Below are 20,515 nucleotides of genomic sequence, written 5' to 3' on the forward strand. Positions count from 1 at the left end.
AAAGCGAAAGGGCGCCCTTTTGGGGCGCCCTTTGCTTTACTCGACCGGGTGGGCTCTCATCGCCTTTGCAGAGCAAAGACGACTGCCGCCCACTGAAGTAATCTCGGCGAAGCCGTGATTACTTCAGGATCTTCGAGACCACGCCCGAGCCGACGGTCCGGCCGCCTTCGCGGATGGCGAAGCGCAGGCCTTCTTCCATCGCGATCGGGGCGATCAGCTCGACGTTGAACTTCAGGTTGTCGCCCGGCATCACCATCTCGGTGCCTTCCGGCAGCGTCACGGTCCCGGTCACGTCGGTGGTCCGGAAGTAGAACTGCGGACGGTAGTTCTTGAAGAACGGCGTGTGACGGCCGCCTTCTTCCTTCGTCAGGATGTAGACCTCGCACTCGAAGTCGGTGTGCGGCGTGACCGAACCCGGCTTGCAGAGAACCTGGCCGCGCTCGACGCCCTCACGGTCGACGCCGCGCAGCAGCGCGCCGATGTTGTCGCCGGCTTCACCGCGGTCCAGCAGCTTGCGGAACATCTCGACGCCCGTGCAGGTCGTCTTCTTGGTGTCGCGGATGCCGATGATCTCGATCTCGTCGCCCACGTTGATCACGCCACGCTCGACGCGGCCGGTCACCACGGTGCCGCGGCCGGAAATCGAGAACACGTCCTCGATCGGCATCAGGAACGGCTGGTCCACGGCGCGGGCCGGCTGCGGGATGTACTCGTCCACGGCCGCCATCAGTTCGCGGATCTTGTTCTCGCCGATCTCCGGGTCACGCCCTTCCATCGCCGCCAGGGCCGAGCCTGCGATGATCGGAATGTCGTCGCCGGGGAAGTCGTAGGCCGACAGAAGCTCGCGCACTTCCATCTCGACCAGCTCGAGCAGTTCCTCGTCGTCCACCTGGTCGACCTTGTTCAGGAACACGACCATGGCGGGGATGCCCACCTGGCGGCCCAGCAGGATGTGCTCGCGCGTTTGCGGCATCGGGCCGTCGGCGGCGTTCACGACCAGGATCGCGCCGTCCATCTGGGCGGCACCGGTGATCATGTTCTTGACGTAGTCGGCGTGGCCGGGGCAATCGACGTGGGCGTAGTGACGCGCCTCGGTCTCGTATTCCACGTGCGCGGTCGAGATGGTGATCCCGCGGGCCTTCTCTTCGGGCGCGCCGTCGATCTGGTCATAGGCGCGGAATTCGCCGAAGTACTTCGTGATCGCAGCCGTCAGCGTCGTCTTGCCGTGGTCAACGTGACCGATCGTGCCGATGTTGCAGTGCGGTTTGCCGCGTTCAAACTTTTGTTTCGCCATGGTCTGGCTCCTCTTGCTTTTTCGAAAACGGCACCAGGTCCCGTTTCAGTCCAGTTCATCCGGAGGCCGGGGATCGTGTCATCCCGGGCGCGGTCGTCGGTGCCTTCGCCACGGCGGGCGACAAAGGCGCTGACCGGCCGGGCACGAGGGCCCGCCCGGGTCAGAAATAGTCGCCGAAGATCTCGTAATCCTCGGCAAAGGCCTTTTCGAGCCAGGCGCGGTCTTCTGCGCTGACCTCGTAACGCGGCCCGTCGACACGGGTCTTGTTGGTGCGCTGCCCGACGTCGAGCTCGACGCCGGACCGTTCGCTCAGCATCGCGAGCGCCTCTGGGATCTCGCGCATGTTGTAGACCCGGTCGTAGTAGGACGCATCGGTCCCCAGGAAGGTCGAGAGCGGTTCGATATGCGACCCGATAGTCGGGTGGCATTCGCCGTAATCGTCGAGCCGGTCCAGGAATTCCGGGAAGGTCGGGTCCGCGACCAGGCCCAGTTCCTCTGCGAGGCCGCGATTGCGCCCCCGCATGTGCATTTTCATGTCCACCACCTTGTCGAGGTAAAGCGACAACAGGCGCGACACCGGGTCCCGCACGATGGCAAAGCAGAAGAGCTCTGCCCGGTCGGGCCCTTCCAGTCGTTCGAAGGGCGACCAGTTCGTCGGATAGACACGGTGGATCGCCATGTCATCCGACTTGCTGGTCGAGTCCGGCATCCAGGGCTCGCCATGCTCGATCTCGTAGATCGCCTGCTTTATCGTCGTATTCCCGCACTTGTGCATAGGGTAATACGCGACCTTCGCTTCCCGCTCTATGATCGGCATGTCGAGTCCCTTCCGCCTGAAAGATCAGGCGTATTTTTTCTGGATCTCGTCCGAGATGTTCTGCGGCACCGGATCGTAATGGTCGAACTGCATCGTGAACTGCGCGCGGCCCGAGGACATGGAGCGCAGGGTGTTGATGTAACCGAACATGTTGGCCAGCGGCACGAAGGCGTTGATCGCGATCGCGTTGCCGCGGTTTTCCTGACCCGACACCTGGCCCCGACGCGAGGTCAGGTCGCCGATGATGCTGCCGGTGTATTCCTCCGGCGTGATCACTTCGACCTTCATCATCGGTTCCAGCAGCTTGGCGCCGGCTTTCCGCAGACCTTCACGCATGGCCATCCGCGCCGCGATTTCGAACGCCAGAACGCTCGAGTCCACGTCGTGGAACTTGCCGTCGATCAGCGCGACCTTGAAGTCGATCACCGGGAAGCCTGCCAGCGGACCGGAGTCCATGACCGACTTGATGCCCTTTTCAACGCCCGGGATGTATTCCTTGGGCACGGTACCGCCGACGATGCGCGACTCGAAGGAATAGCCTTCGCCCGGCTCTGTCGGGGAGATGATCAGCTTGACCTCGGCGAACTGGCCCGAGCCACCCGACTGTTTCTTGTGGGTGTAGGTGTGCTCGATCTCGTGACCGATGGTCTCGCGGTAAGCCACCTGCGGCGCGCCGACGTTGGCCTCGACCTTGAACTCGCGACGCAGACGGTCGACGAGGATGTCGAGGTGAAGTTCGCCCATGCCCTTCATGATGGTCTGGCCCGACTCGATGTCGGTCTCGACGCGGAAGGACGGGTCTTCGGCGGCAAGCCGCTGCAGGCCCTGGGACATCTTCTCCTGGTCGCCCTTGGTCTTGGGCTCGATGGCGATCTCGATCACCGGATCGGGGAAGGTCATCGTTTCCAGCACCACCTGCGCCTTGGGATCGCACAGGGTGTCACCGGTGGTGGTGTCCTTCAGGCCGCCCAGGGCGATGATGTCGCCGGCCCAGGCCTCGTCGATCTCTTCGCGGTTGTTCGAGTGCATCATCATCATGCGACCGACGCGCTCTTTCTTGCCCTTGGTCGAGTTCTGCATCGTGTCACCCTTGGCAAGGTGGCCCGAGTAGATCCGGACGAAGGTCAGCGAGCCGACGAAGGGGTCGTTCATGATCTTGAACGCGAGGCCGGCGAAGGGCATGTTGTCGTCCGCACGGCGGGCGATGTTGCGCTCTTCGGTCTCGTCATCGGGGCTGAAGCCCATGTAGTCGACCACGTCCAGCGGGCTGGGCAGGTAGTCGATCACGGCGTTCAGCAGCGGCTGGACACCCTTGTTCTTAAACGCCGAGCCGCCCAGGACCGGAACGAAGGACAGCGACAGCGTGCCCTTGCGCAGCAGTTTGCGCAGGGTGTCGACGTCGGGCTCTTCGCCTTCCAGGTAGGCTTCCATCGCATCGTCGTCCATCTCGACGGCGTTCTCGATCATCTTGCCGCGCCACTCTTCGGCCATGTCCTTGAGGCTGTCGCGGACGGGGGCCTTGATCCAGGACGCGCCCAGGTCTTCACCCTGCCACAGCCACTCTTCCATGGTGACGAGGTCGATCAGGCCTTCCAGCTCGTTCTCTGCACCGATCGGGATGCCGACGGGCACGGCGGTCGCGCCGGTGCGGTCCTCGATCATGCGGACGCAGTTGAAGAAGTCGGCGCCGATCTTGTCCATCTTGTTGACGAACACGATGCGCGGAACCTTGTAGCGGTCAGCCTGACGCCACACGGTTTCGGTCTGCGGTTCGACGCCGGCGTTGGCGTCGAGAACGGCAACCGCACCGTCGAGCACGGCCAGCGAGCGTTCGACTTCGATGGTGAAGTCGACGTGGCCGGGGGTGTCGATGATGTTCATGCGGTACTTGGTGTCCGACGTGCCCTCGGCGGTCGGCTCTTCCTGGCGCTGCCAGAAGGTCGTGGTCGCAGCCGAGGTGATCGTGATGCCGCGTTCCTGCTCCTGCTCCATCCAGTCCATGGTGGCGGCACCGTCGTGCACCTCACCGATGTTGTGGGATTTGCCGGTGTAGAACAGGATGCGTTCCGAGCAGGTCGTCTTGCCTGCATCGATATGCGCCATGATCCCGAAGTTGCGGTAACGTTGGAGCGGATAATCGCGTGCCATTGTCTGTGATCCTTGTCGGATGATCTCTGCGCGGGCGGCTAGCCCTCGCACGGGAAGAATTCAAGCCGTCCGATGGCGGAGTTTGCCGGAACGGGCGCGGTGGCGCCGATCGGCAACGTCATCAAACCGTCATGACGGCGGATGGGCGGCCCGGCAGGGGGCCGCCCGAAAAGCTTACCAGCGGTAGTGGCTGAACGCCTTGTTGGCATCGGCCATCTTGTGGGTGTCTTCGCGCTTTTTAACGGCGGCACCGCGCGACTGGACGGCGTCGATCAGCTCGGCGGCCAGACGCTCTTCCATCGTGTTCTCGTTGCGGGCGCGCGAGGCGTTGATCAGCCAGCGGATGGCCAGGGCTTCGCGGCGCTCGGGGCGCACTTCGACGGGCACCTGGTAGGTGGCACCGCCAACGCGGCGCGACCGGACTTCGACCGACGGCTTGATGTTGTCCAGCGCTTCGTGGAACAGCTCCACGGGGGCGCGCTTGACCTTGGCTTCGACGCGATCGAGCGCGCTGTAGACGATCCGCTCTGCGGTCGACTTCTTGCCGTGGTACATCAGGTTGTTCATGAACTTGGTCAGGACGCGATCACCATACTTGGCGTCGGGCAGGACTTCGCGCTTCTCTGCGGCGTGACGACGGGACATATCCGTATCCTCTTGTAGGTGAGCTTACTTGGGACGCTTCGCGCCGTACTTCGAACGGCGCTGCTTCCGGTCCTTGACGCCCTGGGTATCCAGAACACCGCGCAGGATGTGGTAACGGACACCCGGAAGGTCTTTCACCCGGCCGCCGCGGATCAGGACCACGGAGTGTTCCTGCAGGTTGTGGCTTTCACCGGGGATGTACGAGATGACCTCGTAGCCGTTGGTCAGGCGCACCTTGGCGACTTTCCGCATGGCCGAGTTCGGCTTCTTCGGGGTGGTGGTGTAGACGCGCGTGCAGACGCCGCGCTTCTGGGGGCATTGCTCGAGGTGCTGCGACTTGGAGCGCTTGACTTTCGGCTGCCGCGGCTTGCGGATCAGCTGCTGGATCGTTGGCATAGGGTCTCTTCCCGTTATCAACTGTCGTTTTGCAGGGCCGGGGCCCTGCGATTCAGGCTGCGGGAACAGACCCCCGCAAAAGGTTTTGGCCGCCTGCGTTTCCGTACCGGGGACAACACAGCGGCTTGAGCTTACAGAGGATCGGGCCGGTAGGTGGCCGGATCTTGATCAGGTCATTTCGGGTGCGGCAAAGGAGGGACCTGTGCCGGATAGTCGCGCGTAATAGACAGAGTCGTCCAAGCTGTCAACACTGCCCCCGTGCCGGGTGCGCGCCCGTATCATAGCGGTAGCGTCGTCCGGCGAACCCGGGCTATGGTCGGCGTAGATTTACACGGGACAGTCCAATGAATACCATCATCAAATCCACGATTTCCATTGGTGCGCTCGGCCTGCTCTCCGCCTGCGCCGAGCCGATTCCGCCGACCTTCGACGAAACCGACGTGATCGCCTCCAAGGTCCGCTATCTTGCGCTCGACGGCCTGCCCGAAACCGCCACCGCGGACATGCCGACGACGGGCACCGCCGATTACAAGGGCCGCCTGTCGGCCGATATCGACGGCGATACCGACGGCTCCGTCCTGGCCGATCTCGACCTCAGCGCGACCTTCGACACCGGGGCGATCTCGGGCCGGGTTCACAACATCAACGCCTTCGACAGCGATGGCACGCCGGATCAGAAACTGGACGGATCGATCCGACTGAACGGGTCCGTCTTCGGCAACGACATGTCGGCCACCGGCACCGGCACGCTGACCGGTGTCGATTCCGGGTTCGAGGGCGACACCCGCGCCACCGTCAACCTGAACGGCACCTTCCGCAGCAACACGGCCGCCGCCGACACGATCACGGGCGACGTCAGCGGCTTTGGCCGCGGCGACATCGATTTCACCATCACCGACGGCGAGTTCTACGCGGAATGAGCCCCCGCGGACCGCATCTGCCGGTCTTTGGCCTGTGCCGGTTTTCCTACCCGGCCGAGGGCGGGTTCCAGGTCGAACATGACGACCTCGGGACCCGCCGGGCCTATCTGTACGACCCCGCCCGGATGGAAGAGCGGTTCCGCCTGTTCGAACATCTCTGCCTGCCGGGGATCGCCGCCCAGACGGATGGCGACTTCACCCTTGGCATCGTGGTGGACGAGTGCCTGCCCGAGGCGTACATGGCCCGGCTGCTAGACGTGACCGAACCGGTGCCGCAATGCGTCGTCATGCCGACGCCGCCCTGGCAGAACCACCGCGAGGTGATGCGCGACGCGCTGACCGCGTTGCGCGGCGGGACGGACACCGCCTGCCTGCAATTCCGCCACGACGACGACGACGCGGTGAACATCCGCTTCGTCGAAAAGCTGCGCGAGATGGCAGCCGATTGCCCCGGCCTGCTCGAGCGGCACCGCATCGTGGGCTTCGATTTCAACACCGGCATCCAGGCCCGGATCGACGCCGGGGGCATCGCCCTGCGCCGCGATGTCTATCCGCAGATCGGCCTCGCCCTGGGCGTCCATCTGCGCAAGGGCGAGCGGCGCTCGATCTTCAACTTCAGCCACAACAAGCTGGCGCGGAACATCCCCGTGCTCAGCGATCCGGCGCCCGACATGTGGCTGCGCGGCTACAACGATTTCAACGATTCCCGCAGCGGCAAGAACGTCAGCCGCGAAAAGCTGTCGCCCGCCACTCCTGAAGACGAAGAGATCCTGCGCCGCGACTTCGCGCTGGACCTCGCCGCCCTGCGCGCCGCGGTCTAAAGCGCCTTCAGCGCGTCGATGCTGAGCCCGAAATGGCGGTTCAGCGCGGCCTCGATCTGGTCGGGCTTCATCTTGTGGGTGATGCCCATCTGCGTCGGGTTCGACTTGTTGTCGCCGTGGACCGTGCGCACGAAGGACGGCACCGAGATATCGGTCAGAACGTTGAAATGCTGCGCCAGCTTGCGGTGGTTGAACCGGTAGGGGTTGGCCCCGTCCCCGGCCCGCGTCACCAGCGAGGTGCCCGTCGACAGCGGCGCCTTTTCGCAGGCGTCGAAGATCTCGACCTCCTTGCCGGTCGTGCGCACGTAGAAGCCCCGGTTATAGGCGATGATGAAGGGCGTCTTGCGCCCCAGCAGCGGGATCATCCCCTGGGCCAGGTGCTTGGTCCGCTTGATGAAATCCCGGTCCACCGCGTCGTCGTCATCCAGCCGGAAGACGATCTTGTGACTGGCGCCGCGCAGGGGCACGGCGGCATAGGCCTCTTGCAGCAGCTTGTAATGGTTCGACGGGCCGACCGGCATGCAATGCAGGTTCGGAAAGGGCTCCAGCAGGTCCAGCAGACGCGCCATGTGCTGCGGCGGCAGGCTTTCGGCGGTGAGGATGATCATCTCGAAATCGGGATCGCTCTGGCTCGTCAGGGACGGCAGGCAGAGCTTTTCGAAGAGGCGAAAGCGCAGCTCCATCCGCTCGGGCGAAAAGAGATGCGCGGCGATCTTGTCGATATCCGGGTCGCCGCCGGCGTAGTAATCGGGCGTCAGCACCGAGAACCGCAGCAGGCCGATGGTCTTTGTGGTGATCGCCATGTCGATGTCGCCTCTCGCCTTTGGGGACAGGAAACATGCGCGGGGGCGGGATGGAAAGCCCCGCGCGGCGCGAAAATCCGGGGCTGTGGCCGGTGGGGTATAACCCCACCCTACATGCTGGCCGTAGGGTGGGGTTTCACCCCACCTGCCGTTCGCGCCAGAGGGTAAAGACCCCCGTCGCCGCGATGATCGCCGCGCCGACCAGGGTCAGCGTCGCCGGCCATTCGCCGAAGGCAACCCAGCCGAGTGCCAGCGCCCAGACCAGGCCGGTGTAGCGGAAGGGGGTGATCGCGCCCAGTTCTCCCATCCGCATGGCGGTGATGATGCCCCCGAAGGCGGCGATCAGGAAACCGGCCGAGGCGAGGATCAGCAGCCAGTGCCGGCCCGTCAGCGGCTGCCATTCGATGCCAAGGCTGCCGACCGCGCCAAACAGCGTGACCGAGACAAAGGCCGTGACCGTCACCAGCAGGGTCGGCACCTGCCGCGACAATTGCCGCGTGGTGATGTCGCGCAGGGTGACCAGCGCCACGGCGGCAAGAGCGTAAAGCGTGTAGATGTTGAACCCCTCGGTCCCGGGCCGCACGATCAGCAGCATGCCGCAAAAGCCGATGCCGATGGCGCTCATCCGCCGCCAGCCCAGACGTTCGCCCAGGAACAAGGCCCCGGCCAGGGTGACCGTGAGGGGCAGCAGTTGCAGCAGCGCGGTCACGTTGGCCAGCGGCATGTGCAGCAGGGCGGAGAGGAAGAACCAGGTCTCGCCCACCTCGGCCAGGCTGCGCCAGCCCAACAGCCGCCAGTCGCGGGCCGGGAACCTGAGCCGCAAGGCCCCTGCCCGCCAGGCGATGGCTACGATCAGCGCCGATGCGAGGGCCCCACGCAGCGCCAGCAGCTGGTAGAGCGGCAGGTCCGCCCCAAGCGCCTTCATGCAGGCGTCGGACAGGGTGAACCCCAGCATGGAGAGCACCATGAGCAGCGCGCCGCGCAGGTTTTCCGATTGCATGGCCGCCCCCCGTCTTTCCAACGGCGCCAGCCGAACACCATGCCCCGCGCCGGGGCAAGGGGCCAAAAAGGAAACGGCGGCGAAAACCCCCGCCGTTCCGCATCTTGTCAGGTCAGGCCCGCGATCAATCGCGGCTTTCCGGCGTTTCCACCAGTCCGCTGTCGCCCATGTCCTCGCCGATGATGTCATCGGTCGGGGCCGCCAGGGCCGCGGCGGCTGCCGCTTCCTCGCGGCGCGCCTCGATCACCACGTTGTCACGCGACCGCGCGATCTTGCGCACGTTCTGCGTGGCACCGCCGGTACCGGCCGGGATCAGGCGGCCGACAAGGATGTTCTCCTTGAGGCCGATGAGCCGGTCGCGCTTGCCCTGGACCGAGGCCTCGGTGAGCACGCGGGTCGTCTCCTGGAACGAGGCCGCCGACATGAAGGACCGGGTCTGGAGCGACGCCTTGGTGATCCCCAGCAGCACGGGCTGACCCGTGGCCGGACGACCACCGCGGGCGATGGCCTTTTCGTTGGCCTCGTCCAGTTCGACCTTCTCGACGTGTTCGCCCTTGAGCAGCGTGGTCTCGCCGCTGTCCGAGATCTCCCACTTCTTGAGCATCTGGCGCACGATGACTTCGATGTGCTTGTCGTTGATCTTCACGCCCTGCAGACGATAGACCTCCTGCACCTCGTCGATCATGTACTCGGCCAGCGCCTCGATCCCCATGATGGCGAGGATGTCGTGCGGCGCCGGGTTGCCGTCCATGATGTAGTCACCCTTCTGGACGAAGTCGCCTTCGACCACCGGGATGTGCTTGCCCTTGGGCACCATGTACTCGACCTTTTCCATCGACTCGTCCGACGGCTCGATCGCGATGCGACGCTTGTTCTTGTAGTCCTTCCCGAACCGCACGTACCCGTCGATCTCGGCGATGATCGCGTGGTCCTTGGGACGACGCGCCTCGAAGAGTTCGGCCACACGCGGCAGACCACCGGTGATGTCCTTGGTCTTCGCGCCTTCGCGCGGGATCCGAGCGACGACGTCACCGGCCTTGACGTCCTGACCGTCTTCGCAGGACAGGATGGCGTCCACCGACATCGGGTAGGTGATCGGGTTGCCGGCCGCGTTGCGCACCGGTTCGCCGTCTTCGCCCACCAGGATGATCTCGGGCTTCAGCTCGTTGCCTTTCGGCGCGGCGCGCCAGTCGGTCACGATCTTCTGCGTCATGCCAGTCGCATCGTCGGTGTCCTCGCGATAGGACACTCCGTTGGTCAGGTCCACATGCTTGGCCATGGCGTCGGCCTCGGCGATGATCGGCAGGGTATACGGGTCCCATTCGAACAGCTTGTCGCCGCGCGCCACGTCCTGCCCTTCGGTGACGAAGAGCTTGGAGCCGTAGCCCAGCTTGTGGCTGGCCCGCTGTTCGCCAGTCTCGTCGACGATCAGCAGCTTCATGTTGCGGCCCATGACAAGCATTTCGCCGTTGGTGTTCTGCAACGTGTTGGCGTTCTCGAACACGACCTTGCCTTCCTGGCTGGCCTCGAGGAACGACTGCTGACCACCCTGCGCCACGCCGCCGATGTGGAAGGTCCGCATCGTCAGCTGGGTGCCGGGCTCACCGATCGACTGCGCCGCGATGATACCCACCGCTTCGCCGACGTTCACCATGGTCCCGCGGGCAAGGTCACGACCGTAGCACATGGCGCAGACGCCCTCCTCGGCCTCGCAGGTCAGGGCCGAACGGACACGGGTCGACGGAACGCCCGCCTCCTCGATGGCATCGGCCATGCGTTCGTCGATCAACTCACCGGCACGGGCCAGGATCTGTTCCGTGCCCGGCACGAAAAGATCGTCCGCGATGACGCGGCCCAGCAGGCGCTCGCCGATCGAGGCGACGATTTCGCCGTCGTTCACGGCCGCTTCGACCGTGATCCCGTTCTCGGTGCCGCAATCCTTCATCCGCACGATGCAGTCCTGCGCCACGTCCACCAGGCGGCGGGTCAGGTAGCCCGAGTTCGCCGTCTTCAAAGCGGTGTCCGACAGGCCCTTCCGGGCGCCGTGGGTCGAGTTGAAGTATTCAAGAACGGTCAGGCCTTCCTTGAAGTTCGAGATGATCGGCGTCTCGATGATGTCGCCGTTCGGCTTCGCCATCAGGCCGCGCATCCCGCCCAGCTGCTTCATCTGCGTGACCGAGCCACGGGCACCGGAGTGCGCCATCATGTAGACCGAGTTCGGCTCCTCTTCGGCGCCGTTCTCGTCCCGGCGCTCGGCCGAGATGGTCGACATCATGGCCTCGGTGACCTTGTCGTTGCACTTCGACCAGGCATCCACGACCTTGTTGTACTTTTCGCCCTGGGTGATCAGGCCGTCCATGTACTGCTGCTCGAAATCCTTCACCTGGTCGCGGGTCTCCTCGACGATCTCCCACTTGGTGTCGGGGATCACCATGTCGTCCTTGCCAAAGCTGATGCCGGCCTTGAACGCTTCGCGGAAGCCCATGCCCATGATCTGGTCACAGAAGATGACCGATTCCTTCTGGCCGCAGTAGCGGTAGACGGTGTCGATGACCTGCTGCACTTCCTTCTTGCGCAGAAGACGGTTGACCAGCTCGAACGGGGCCTTGGCGTTCTGCGGCAGCAGCGCGCCAAGGCGGACCCGTCCGGGGGTGGTTTCGAAGCGCTGGAACACCTCGTTGCCTTCCTCGTCGATCTGCGGAATCCGCGCGGTGACGCGGGCATGCAGATGGACTTCGCCGGCGTTCAGGGCGTGCTCGACTTCCTCGATGTTCGAGAAGGCCATGCCCTCGCCCTTCATGCCTTCGCGCATGATGGTCGTGTAGTAGAGACCGAGGATCATGTCCTGCGACGGAACGATGATCGGCGCGCCGTTGGCGGGCGACAGAACGTTGTTCGTCGACATCATCAGCACGCGCGCTTCCAGCTGCGCCTCGAGGCTCAGCGGGACGTGCACGGCCATCTGGTCACCGTCGAAGTCGGCGTTGAAGGCCGAGCAGACCAGCGGGTGCAGCTGGATCGCCTTGCCCTCGATCAGCGTGGGTTCGAACGCCTGGATGCCCAGACGGTGCAGCGTCGGCGCGCGGTTCAGCATGACCGGGTGCTCGCGGATCACCTCGTCGAGGATGTCCCAGACCTCGGGGCGCTCTTTCTCGACCAGCTTCTTCGCCTGCTTCACGGTCGAGCTGAGGCCCTTGGCCTCGAGCCGCGAGTAGATGAACGGCTTGAAGAGCTCGAGCGCCATCTTCTTGGGCAGACCGCACTGGTGCAGTTTCAGTTCCGGCCCGGTCACGATCACGGACCGGCCCGAGAAGTCGACCCGCTTGCCCAGAAGGTTCTGGCGGAAGCGGCCCTGCTTGCCCTTGAGCATGTCCGACAGCGACTTGAGCGGACGCTTGTTGGCGCCGGTGATGACGCGGCCGCGACGGCCGTTGTCGAACAGCGCGTCGACCGATTCCTGCAACATCCGCTTTTCGTTGCGCACGATGATGTCGGGCGCGCGCAGCTCGATCAGGCGCTTGAGACGGTTGTTCCGGTTGATCACACGACGATAGAGGTCGTTCAGGTCCGACGTGGCGAACCGGCCGCCGTCCAGCGGGACCAGCGGGCGCAGTTCCGGCGGGATCACCGGCACGACGGTCATGATCATCCATTCCGGGCGGTTGCCGGATTCCAGGAAGGATTCCACCACCTTGAGGCGCTTGATGATCTTCTTGGGCTTCAGCTCGCCCGTGGCCTCGGCAAGATCGGCGCGCAGGGTCTCGGCCTCGGACTCGAGGTCGATCTGGGCGAGCATCTCGCGGATGGCCTCGGCGCCGATGTTCGCCGTGAAGGCGTCCATGCCGTAGTGGTCCTGCGCGTCGAGGAATTCATCCTCGGTCAGCAGCTGGCCGTAGTTGAGATCGGTCAGGCCCGGCTCGGTCACCACGTAGTTCTCGAAGTAGAGAATACGCTCGAGGTCGCGCAGGGTCATGTCCAGCATCAGGCCGATGCGGCTGGGCAGCGACTTGAGGAACCAGATGTGGGCGACCGGGGCCGCCAGCTCGATATGGCCCATGCGCTCGCGGCGGACCTTCTGCAGCGTGACTTCCACGCCGCATTTCTCGCAGACGACGCCGCGATACTTCATCCGCTTGTACTTGCCGCAGAGGCACTCGTAATCCTTGATCGGCCCGAAGATGCGGGCGCAGAACAGGCCGTCGCGCTCGGGCTTGAAGGTCCGGTAGTTGATCGTCTCGGGCTTCTTGATCTCGCCGTAGGACCACGAGAGGATCCGTTCGGGCGAGGCAAGGCTGACCTTGATCTCGTCGAACACCTTCGGCGGGGTCAGCGGGTTGAACGGGTTGTTCGTCAGTTCCTGGTTCATGTCGATTCCTTAGATGACAGGGCGAAGAGAGAGGATGGGGCGACCGGGCGGGCCGCCCCGGAGCAACGGGCGTTACTCCTCCTCCTCCGCGTCCAGGAGTTCCATGTTCAGGCCGAGGCCGCGGACTTCCTTCACGAGCACGTTGAAGCTCTCGGGAACACCCGCCTCGAAGTTGTCCTCGCCCTTGACGATGCTTTCGTAGACCTTGGTCCGGCCGGCCACGTCGTCCGACTTGACGGTCAGCATTTCCTGCAGGGTGTAGGCGGCGCCATAGGCTTCCAGCGCCCAGACCTCCATCTCCCCGAAGCGCTGGCCACCGAACTGCGCCTTGCCGCCCAGCGGCTGCTGGGTGACGAGGCTGTAAGGCCCGGTCGAGCGCGCGTGGATCTTGTCGTCCACCAGGTGGTGCAGCTTCAGCAGGTACTTCACACCCACCGTCACCTTGCGGCTGAACTGCTCACCCGTGCGGCCGTCGTACAGAACCGACTGGCCGCTCTGGTCGAACCCGGCGCGGGTCAGCGCGTCGTTCACGTCGCCTTCCTTGGCACCGTCGAAGACCGGAGTCGCGATCGGCACACCGCGGGTGACGTTGGACGCCGCCTCGATCAGCTGATCCTCTTCCATGCCCTCGATGCCCTCGGCGTAGACGTCGTCGCCATAGGCAAGACGCATCGCTTCGCGGACCGGGGTCAGGTCGCCCGTGCGGCGGTAGTCACCCAGCGCATCGTCCACCTTGAGGCCGAGGCCGCGCGCGGCCCAGCCCATGTGGGTCTCGAGGATCTGGCCGACGTTCATGCGCGACGGCACGCCCAGCGGGTTGAGGCAGAGGTCGACCGGCGTGCCGTCCCCGAGGAAGGGCATGTCTTCCATCGGAACCACGCGGCTGACGACACCCTTGTTGCCGTGACGGCCGGCCATCTTGTCGCCCGGCTGCAGCTTGCGCTTCACCGCGACGAAGACCTTGACCATCTTCATCACGCCCGGGGGCAGGTCGTCGCCACGGCGGACCTTCTCGACCTTGTCCTCGAACCGCGCGTCAAGGTGACGCTTCTGGATCTCGTACTGCTCGTGCAGGGCCTCGACGATCTTGGCATCGTCCTCGTCCTCGAGGGCAAGCTGCCACCACTGGCCACGGCTCAGGCTGCCCAGCACCTCGTCGGTGATCTGGGTGCCGGACTTGATGCCCTTGGGACCCTTGACCGCAATCTTGCCCAGGATGATGTCCTTGAGACGGGCATAGATGTTGCGGTCGAGAATGCCGAGCTCGTCGTCCCGGTCACGGGCCAGGCGCTCGATCTCTTCGCGCTCGATCTGGAGGGCACGTTCGTCCTTTTCCACGCCGTGGCGGTTGAAGACGCGCACCTCGACCACGGTTCCGAAATCGCCCGGCTTCACGCGCAGCGAGGTGTCGCGCACGTCACTGGCCTTTTCGCCGAAGATGGCGCGGAGGAGCTTTTCCTCGGGCGTCATCGGGCTTTCGCCCTTCGGGGTGATCTTGCCGACCAGGATGTCTCCCGGCTCCACGTCCGCACCGATGTAGACGATACCGGCCTCGTCGAGGTTGCGCAGGGCTTCCTCGCCGACGTTGGGGATGTCGCGGGTGATCTCTTCCGGCCCGAGCTTGGTGTCACGGGCAGCGACTTCGAATTCCTCGATGTGGATCGAGGTGAAGACGTCGTCGCGCGCGATGCGCTCGGAGATCAGGATCGAGTCCTCGTAGTTGTAGCCGTTCCAGGGCATGAAGGCCACGACGACGTTCTTGCCCAGCGCCAGCTCACCGATGTCGGTGCTGGGGCCGTCGGCAATCACTTCGCCCTTCATCACCTTGTCGCCCACCTTCACCAGCGGACGCTGGTTGATGCAGGTGTTCTGGTTCGACCGCTGGAACTTGCGCATCCGGTAGATGTCGACGCCCGGATCGCCGGGTTCGAGGTCTTCGGTCGCGCGGATCACGATCCGCTGCGCGTCGATCTGGTCGACGATCCCGGCCCGCTCGGCCTGGATCGCCGCGCCCGAGTCCACGGCGACCTTTTCCTCGATCCCGGTGCCGACCAGCGGCGCCTCGGCCCGCAGAAGCGGAACCGCCTGGCGCTGCATGTTCGACCCCATCAGGGCGCGGTTGGCGTCGTCGTTTTCCAGGAACGGGATCAGCGAGGCCGCGACCGACACCAGCTGTTTCGGCGACACGTCGATCAGGTCGACCGATTCATTCGGTGCAAGCGTGTAGTCGCCGTTCTGGCGGGTCGACACGAGGTCGTTCACGAACTTCATGTTCTCGTCGAGGTTGGCGTTGGCCTGCGCCACGGTGTGACGCATTTCCTCGGTCGCGGACATGTAGTGCACTTCGTCCGTGACCGTGCCGTCCTTGACGACGCGGTAGGGCGTTTCGATAAAGCCGTACTTGTTCACCCGCGCAAAGGTGGCGAGCGAGTTGATCAGGCCGATGTTCGGACCTTCCGGCGTTTCGATCGGGCACATCCGGCCGTAGTGCGTCGGGTGCACGTCGCGCACCTCGAAGCCGGCGCGTTCGCGGGTCAGACCGCCCGGCCCGAGGGCCGAGAGGCGCCGCTTGTGCGTCACTTCCGAGAGCGGGTTGGTCTGGTCCATGAACTGCGACAGCTGGCTCGAGCCGAAGAATTCGCGCACGGCGGCTGCGGCGGGCTTGGCGTTGATCAGGTCCTGCGGCATGACGGTGTCGATCTCGACCGACGACATGCGTTCCTTGATCGCGCGCTCCATCCGCAGCAGGCCGACGCGGTACTGGTTTTCCATCAGCTCGCCGACCGAACGCACCCGGCGGTTGCCGAGGTGGTCGATGTCGTCGATGTCGCCGCGGCCGTCGCGCAGGTCGACCAGCGCCTTGACGCAGGCCACGATGTCCTCGCGGTCCAGCGTGCGCTGGGTGTCCGGCTTGTCGAGCGCGAGACGCATGTTCATCTTGACCCGGCCCACGGCCGAAAGGTCGTAACGTTCGGAATCGAAGAACAGCGTGTCGAACAGGTTCGACGCGGCCTCGACGGTCGGCGGCTCGCCCGGGCGCATGACGCGGTAGATGTCCATGAGCGCGCTGTTGCGGTCCATGTTCTTGTCCTGCGCCATGGTGTTGCGCATGTACGGACCGACGTTCACGTTGTCGATGTCAAGAACCGGGATCTCGGTGATGCCCGCGTCCAGCAGCTCTTTCAGGGTGCCGCCGGTGACGTCGCCGTCCTTGTCGACTTCCCAGGTCAGCTCATCCCCGGCCTCGACGTAGATCGCGCCGGTTTCCTCGTTGATGATGTCCTTCGAGGCGTACTTGCCGACGATGTACTGGAACGGAACCAGCAGCGAGGTGATCTTGCCCTCGTCGATGATCTTCTTGACGGCGCGCGGCGTGACCTTCTTGCCGGCCTCGCAGATCACTTCGCCCGTGTCGGCATCGACCAGGTCAAAGGTCGGACGGGTGCCGCGCACCCGCTCGGGGAAGAACTGGGTCGCCCAGCCTTCGCCCTTGCGCAGGGTGTAGGTCACCGTCTCGTAATAGGCGTCCATGATCGCTTCCTGGCCCAGACCCAGCGCATAAAGCAGGGTCGTGACCGGCAGCTTCCGGCGGCGGTCGATGCGCGCAAAGACGATGTCCTTGGCGTCGAATTCGAAGTCGAGCCAGGAGCCGCGGTAGGGAATGATGCGGCAGGCGAACAGCAGCTTGCCCGAGCTGTGCGTCTTGCCCTTGTCATGGTCGAAGAAGACGCCCGGGCTGCGGTGCATCTGGGACACGATCACGCGCTCGGTGCCGTTCACGATGAACGTCCCGTTCGGGGTCATCAGGGGCATGTCGCCCATGAAGACGTCCTGTTCCTTGATGTCCTTGACCGACTTGTTGCCGGTATCTTCATCGATATCGAACACGATCAGGCGCAGGGTGACCTTGAGCGGGGCACTGTAGGTCAGGTCGCGCTGCTGGCATTCCTCGACGTCGAACTTGGGTTTTTCCAGCTCGTAGTCCACGAACTCGAGCACGGCCGTCTCGTTGAAGTCCTTGATCGGGAAGACCGACTGGAACACGCCCTTGATGCCTTCGCCGTCCAGCGGGACCGGCTGGTCGCCGGACTTGAGGAACAGGTCGTACGAGCTTTTCTGAACCTCGATGAGGTTCGGCATTTCAAGGACTTCGCGGATTTTGCCGTAATAGCGGCGGAGGCGTTTCTGACCGAGGAAACTTTGCGCCATGGGGTGCGGACCCTTTCGATTTTTCTCTGCCTGAATGCGCGCTGCCGGGGCCACAGCGACATTCATGTCAGGTACGGCGGGGACCAGATCCATTCTCGGCGCGCGTCCCACGGCGCGCCACTCGATCAGGTCGACCAGCCTTGGGAAACGCTGCGCTGCTGGGCACAGGGCTTGCCGAGACGGGTGAAATTTGCCGATTTTCCGGTAGGATGACCGGATACGGGGGCTTATCAAGTCATGACAAGAATGCGCGCGCCCCTTCCTTTTGACTGAACAGCCTAAAGCGGATTCGAATCGCTCGAACCCGCCAGAGGTTTTCAATTATTCGGTAAAGCGCGCGGACGCAACCCCCATGAGTGTCGGGATATGCGTCTCTACCGTTCGTGAAAGATCGCAAAAAAGCGGGGGGGCGTCAAGCAGTGTCGGGACCCGCAGCCACGGCCCGGCGTCCGGAAGGCCCTGCCCCGGCGCCTGGATCAGCAGGCGCGACCGATGGGGCGGCCCCTGCCCCGGCTGGCCAAACCTCTCGGGATCCGGCCGATCGCGCGGGCGCCGAAACGCAGACAGGCGCCCCCATGCGGGAGCGCCTGCGCAGTAAACCAGCCCGAAGGCCGGGATTACTTGAGTTCGATCTCGGCGCCAGCTGCTTCCAGCTTGCTCTTGATCTCTTCGGCTTCTTCTTTCGAAACGCCTTCCTTGACGGCCTTGCCACCGGCTTCCACCAGTTCCTTGGCTTCTTTCAGGCCCAGGCCGGTGATGCCGCGGACTTCCTTGATCACGTTGATCTTGGAGGCGCCGGCCGACTTCAGGATGACGTCGAATTCGGTCTGTTCCTCTTCGGCTGCACCGGCGTCGGCGCCGCCTGCGGGGCCGGCCATCATGACCGCGCCACCGGCTGCGGGCTCGATGCCGTACTCGTCCTTGAGGATGGTTTTCAGTTCTTGTGCTTCGAGCAGGGTCAGACCCACGATTTGCTCTGCAAGTGCTTTCAGATCAGCCATTTTTCAGCTCTTTCCGTTATCAGATGTGTTCCAACGCCAGGCGAATGCCCACGTCGCAAGTTCTCAGGTTGCTTACGCCGCCTTTTCCTCGATCGTCTTGAGGATGGAGGCGATGTTCGAAGCAGGTGCGCCAATGGCACCGGCGATGTTGGAGGCAGGTGCGCCGATCATGCCGACGATGGTAGCAATAAGCTCCTCGCGCGACGGCATCTTCGACACGGCTTCCACGCCGGCCCGGTCCAGAGCGGTCTCGCCCATTGCACCGCCAAGGATTTCAAACTTCTTGTTATCCTTGGCGAAGTCCTCGGCCACCTTGGCTGCTGCCACGGGGTCCTCGGAAAAGGTGAGAACGGTCATGCCCGTCAGCAGGCCTGCCATGCTTTCGCAGGGCTTGCCGCTCAGGGCGATCTTGGCGAGCCTGTTCTTGGCGACACGCACGGACGCATCCGCGGCACGGGCACGTGCGCGAAGGTCCTGCATCTCGGCAACCGTGAGGCCTGCGTAGTGGGCAACCACGACGACGCCAGAGCTTTCGAAGATCTGGCCGAGTTCGTCGACCACTTTCTCTTTCTGGGCTCTATCCACAGTTTCACTCCAAGTTGTGGAGGGCGGACCCTCCGGCTCTTTTCGACAGGGGAAACCCCTGCCAGTAAGGTCCGAATTTGGGTCGACGCATCTGTGGTAGGCCAGCGGTGAGGCTGACCTGGAAAAGATGACTCTTCCCGTCTCGGGCAGGACTTACGGGCCTTCGGCCCACCCACCGTCTCGGACGAACACAGGCGCTCGCGAATCGCGAACGCCTGCTGGGGGGTTCTCTAGACCAAGATTTCCGCCCTGCCAAGCCCGAACCCCGCGGGCCGACGAAAAAGGGCGGGCCCGCAGGCCCGCCCCTCGATCTGTCAGATGTCCCGCAGGATCACTCGGTCGCGGCATCCGCGACGTCGACCGACACACCCGGACCCATGGTCGAGGTGAGCGAGATCTTCTTCATGTACGAGCCCTTGGCACCCGACGGCTTGGCACGGGCCACGGCCGACACGAAGGCACGGACGTTCTCGACCAGCTTGTCCTCGTCGAAGGACGCCTTGCCGACGCCGGCCTGGATGATCCCGGCCTTCTCGACCTTGAACTGGACCTGGCCGCCCTTGGCGGATTTGACCGCTTCGGCAACATCCATGGTCACGGTGCCGACCTTGGGGTTCGGCATCAGGTTCCGGGGGCCCAGGACCTTACCGAGACGGCCGACGATCGGCATCATGTCCGGGGTCGCGATGCAGCGATCGAACTCGATCTTGCCGCCCTGGATGGTCTCCATCAGGTCCTCGGCACCGACGATGTCCGCACCGGCAGCCGTGGCCTCATCGGCCTTGGCGCCACGGGCGAAGACGGCGACGCGAACGGTCTTGCCGGTGCCGTTCGGCAGCGACACGACACCGCGGACCATCTGGTCGGCGTGACGGGGGTCGACGCCCAGGTTCATCGCGACCTCGATGGTCTCGTCGAACTTGGCGTTGGCGGTGGATTTCACCAGCTTGACCGCCTCGGCGACCGTCAGGTTTTCCTTGCCTTCGAAAGCCTCGCGCAGGGCGCGGGTACGCTTACCTTGCTTTGCCATGATTTACCCTTTCACCTCGATGCCCATCGACTTGGCCGAGCCAACGATGATCTGCATTGCTGCCTCGACGTCGTTCGCGCTGAGGTCCTTCATCTTGGCTTCGGCGATCTCGCGGACCTGCTTGACGGTCACGGAGGCGACGGTCTCGCGGCCGGGCTTCTCGGCACCGCGGGGGCGGTTCCGCTTGCCCACGGGCTTCAGGCCGGCGGCCTGCTTCAGGTAGTAAGACGCGGGCGGCGTCTTGATGTCCATGGTGAAGGACTTGTCCTGGTAGTAGGTGATCACGGTCGGGCACGGCGCACCGGGCTCCATGTCCTGCGTCTTGGCGTTGAACGCCTTGCAGAATTCCATGATGTTGATGCCGCGCTGACCCAGCGCCGGACCGACCGGCGGGGAGGGGTTGGCTTTGCCTGCAGGGATCTGCAGCTTCATCTTGCCCATCAGCTTCTTGGCCATTGGGTGTCTCCTTTTCCATCTGCC

15 protein-coding genes are annotated in these 20,515 nt (G+C 64.2%); 2 read left to right on the forward strand and 13 right to left on the reverse strand.

The window, feature by feature from the left end:
• Window positions 1–118: 118 nt before the first annotated feature.
• The 5 genes from tuf to rpsL form a co-directional block, all read right to left on the reverse strand.
• Complete coding sequence (tuf, locus tag MF270_RS23505; RefSeq protein WP_238368184.1) at window positions 119–1,294, reverse strand: elongation factor Tu; 1,176 nt, start codon at window positions 1,292–1,294, stop codon at window positions 119–121.
• A 160-nt stretch (window positions 1,295–1,454) separates the two neighbouring features.
• Window positions 1,455–2,111 carry a sulfotransferase family 2 domain-containing protein gene (locus MF270_RS23510; RefSeq protein WP_238368185.1) on the reverse strand — a complete coding sequence of 219 codons (657 nt, stop codon included), beginning with the start codon at window positions 2,109–2,111 and terminating at the stop codon, window positions 1,455–1,457.
• A gap of 24 nt (window positions 2,112–2,135) precedes the next feature.
• Window positions 2,136–4,259, reverse strand: coding sequence for an elongation factor G (fusA, locus tag MF270_RS23515; RefSeq protein ID WP_238368186.1), 2,124 nt, complete (start codon window positions 4,257–4,259; stop codon window positions 2,136–2,138).
• 174 nt (window positions 4,260–4,433) lie between these two features.
• Window positions 4,434–4,904, reverse strand: coding sequence for a 30S ribosomal protein S7 (gene rpsG / locus MF270_RS23520; protein WP_238368187.1), 471 nt, complete (start codon window positions 4,902–4,904; stop codon window positions 4,434–4,436).
• Between the two features lie 24 nt (window positions 4,905–4,928).
• A complete protein-coding gene (gene rpsL / locus MF270_RS23525) occupies window positions 4,929–5,300 on the reverse strand; it encodes a 30S ribosomal protein S12 (RefSeq protein ID WP_005862801.1) in 372 nt (123 codons plus the stop codon).
• Between the two features lie 344 nt (window positions 5,301–5,644).
• On the opposite strand from rpsL, the gene MF270_RS23530 reads away from it, so the two are divergent.
• Both MF270_RS23530 and MF270_RS23535 read left to right on the forward strand, forming a co-directional pair.
• Entirely contained in the window at window positions 5,645–6,220 is a 576-nt protein-coding gene (locus MF270_RS23530) for a hypothetical protein (protein ID WP_238368188.1), read from the forward strand.
• A complete protein-coding gene (locus MF270_RS23535) occupies window positions 6,217–7,041 on the forward strand; it encodes a glycosyltransferase (RefSeq protein WP_238368189.1) in 825 nt (274 codons plus the stop codon). The genes MF270_RS23530 and MF270_RS23535 overlap by 4 nt, the downstream gene beginning before the upstream one ends.
• Here MF270_RS23535 and MF270_RS23540 read toward each other — a convergent pair.
• From MF270_RS23540 to rplK, 8 genes are all read right to left on the reverse strand, one after another.
• Window positions 7,038–7,844, reverse strand: a complete 807-nt coding sequence (locus tag MF270_RS23540) for a glycosyltransferase (protein WP_238368190.1) — start codon at window positions 7,842–7,844, stop codon at window positions 7,038–7,040. The two genes, MF270_RS23535 and MF270_RS23540, sit on opposite strands and share 4 nt — an antisense overlap.
• Window positions 7,845–7,980: 136 nt before the next feature.
• Window positions 7,981–8,844 carry a DMT family transporter gene (locus MF270_RS23545; protein WP_238368191.1) on the reverse strand — a complete coding sequence of 288 codons (864 nt, stop codon included), beginning with the start codon at window positions 8,842–8,844 and terminating at the stop codon, window positions 7,981–7,983.
• A 124-nt stretch (window positions 8,845–8,968) separates the two neighbouring features.
• Window positions 8,969–13,210, reverse strand: coding sequence for a DNA-directed RNA polymerase subunit beta' (gene rpoC, locus MF270_RS23550; RefSeq protein ID WP_238368192.1), 4,242 nt, complete (start codon window positions 13,208–13,210; stop codon window positions 8,969–8,971).
• 72 nt (window positions 13,211–13,282) lie between these two features.
• Window positions 13,283–17,419: a DNA-directed RNA polymerase subunit beta gene (gene rpoB / locus MF270_RS23555; RefSeq protein WP_238368193.1), complete on the reverse strand. Its 4,137-nt coding sequence runs from the start codon at window positions 17,417–17,419 to the stop codon at window positions 13,283–13,285.
• Window positions 17,420–18,036: 617 nt separating this feature from the next.
• A complete protein-coding gene (gene rplL / locus MF270_RS23560; protein WP_238368194.1) occupies window positions 18,037–18,420 on the reverse strand; it encodes a 50S ribosomal protein L7/L12 in 384 nt (127 codons plus the stop codon).
• A 72-nt stretch (window positions 18,421–18,492) separates the two neighbouring features.
• Complete coding sequence (gene rplJ, locus MF270_RS23565) at window positions 18,493–19,005, reverse strand: 50S ribosomal protein L10 (RefSeq protein WP_238368195.1); 513 nt, start codon at window positions 19,003–19,005, stop codon at window positions 18,493–18,495.
• A gap of 331 nt (window positions 19,006–19,336) precedes the next feature.
• Window positions 19,337–20,035: a 50S ribosomal protein L1 gene (gene rplA / locus MF270_RS23570; protein WP_238368196.1), complete on the reverse strand. Its 699-nt coding sequence runs from the start codon at window positions 20,033–20,035 to the stop codon at window positions 19,337–19,339.
• 3 nt (window positions 20,036–20,038) lie between these two features.
• Entirely contained in the window at window positions 20,039–20,491 is a 453-nt protein-coding gene (gene rplK / locus MF270_RS23575; RefSeq protein ID WP_238368197.1) for a 50S ribosomal protein L11, read from the reverse strand.
• Window positions 20,492–20,515: the final 24 nt, after the last annotated feature.

This window comes from Mesobacterium pallidum, assembly GCF_019966535.1.
GTDB lineage: Bacteria > Pseudomonadota > Alphaproteobacteria > Rhodobacterales > Rhodobacteraceae > Mesobacterium > Mesobacterium pallidum.

Coding starts and splice junctions, on each gene's coding strand:
- rpoC (WP_238368192.1), bottom strand. CDS start 13,210: ATGAACCAGGAACTGACGAACAACCCGTTCAACCCGCTGACCCCGCCG.
- rpoB (WP_238368193.1), bottom strand. CDS start 17,419: ATGGCGCAAAGTTTCCTCGGTCAGAAACGCCTCCGCCGCTATTACGGC.
- rplA (WP_238368196.1), bottom strand. CDS start 20,035: ATGGCAAAGCAAGGTAAGCGTACCCGCGCCCTGCGCGAGGCTTTCGAA.
- fusA (WP_238368186.1), bottom strand. CDS start 4,259: ATGGCACGCGATTATCCGCTCCAACGTTACCGCAACTTCGGGATCATG.
- MF270_RS23535 (WP_238368189.1), top strand. CDS start 6,217: ATGAGCCCCCGCGGACCGCATCTGCCGGTCTTTGGCCTGTGCCGGTTT.
- rpsL (WP_005862801.1), bottom strand. CDS start 5,300: ATGCCAACGATCCAGCAGCTGATCCGCAAGCCGCGGCAGCCGAAAGTC.
- rplL (WP_238368194.1), bottom strand. CDS start 18,420: ATGGCTGATCTGAAAGCACTTGCAGAGCAAATCGTGGGTCTGACCCTG.
- MF270_RS23545 (WP_238368191.1), bottom strand. CDS start 8,844: ATGCAATCGGAAAACCTGCGCGGCGCGCTGCTCATGGTGCTCTCCATG.
- MF270_RS23540 (WP_238368190.1), bottom strand. CDS start 7,844: ATGGCGATCACCACAAAGACCATCGGCCTGCTGCGGTTCTCGGTGCTG.
- MF270_RS23530 (WP_238368188.1), top strand. CDS start 5,645: ATGAATACCATCATCAAATCCACGATTTCCATTGGTGCGCTCGGCCTG.
- rplK (WP_238368197.1), bottom strand. CDS start 20,491: ATGGCCAAGAAGCTGATGGGCAAGATGAAGCTGCAGATCCCTGCAGGC.
- rpsG (WP_238368187.1), bottom strand. CDS start 4,904: ATGTCCCGTCGTCACGCCGCAGAGAAGCGCGAAGTCCTGCCCGACGCC.
- MF270_RS23510 (WP_238368185.1), bottom strand. CDS start 2,111: ATGCCGATCATAGAGCGGGAAGCGAAGGTCGCGTATTACCCTATGCAC.
- tuf (WP_238368184.1), bottom strand. CDS start 1,294: ATGGCGAAACAAAAGTTTGAACGCGGCAAACCGCACTGCAACATCGGC.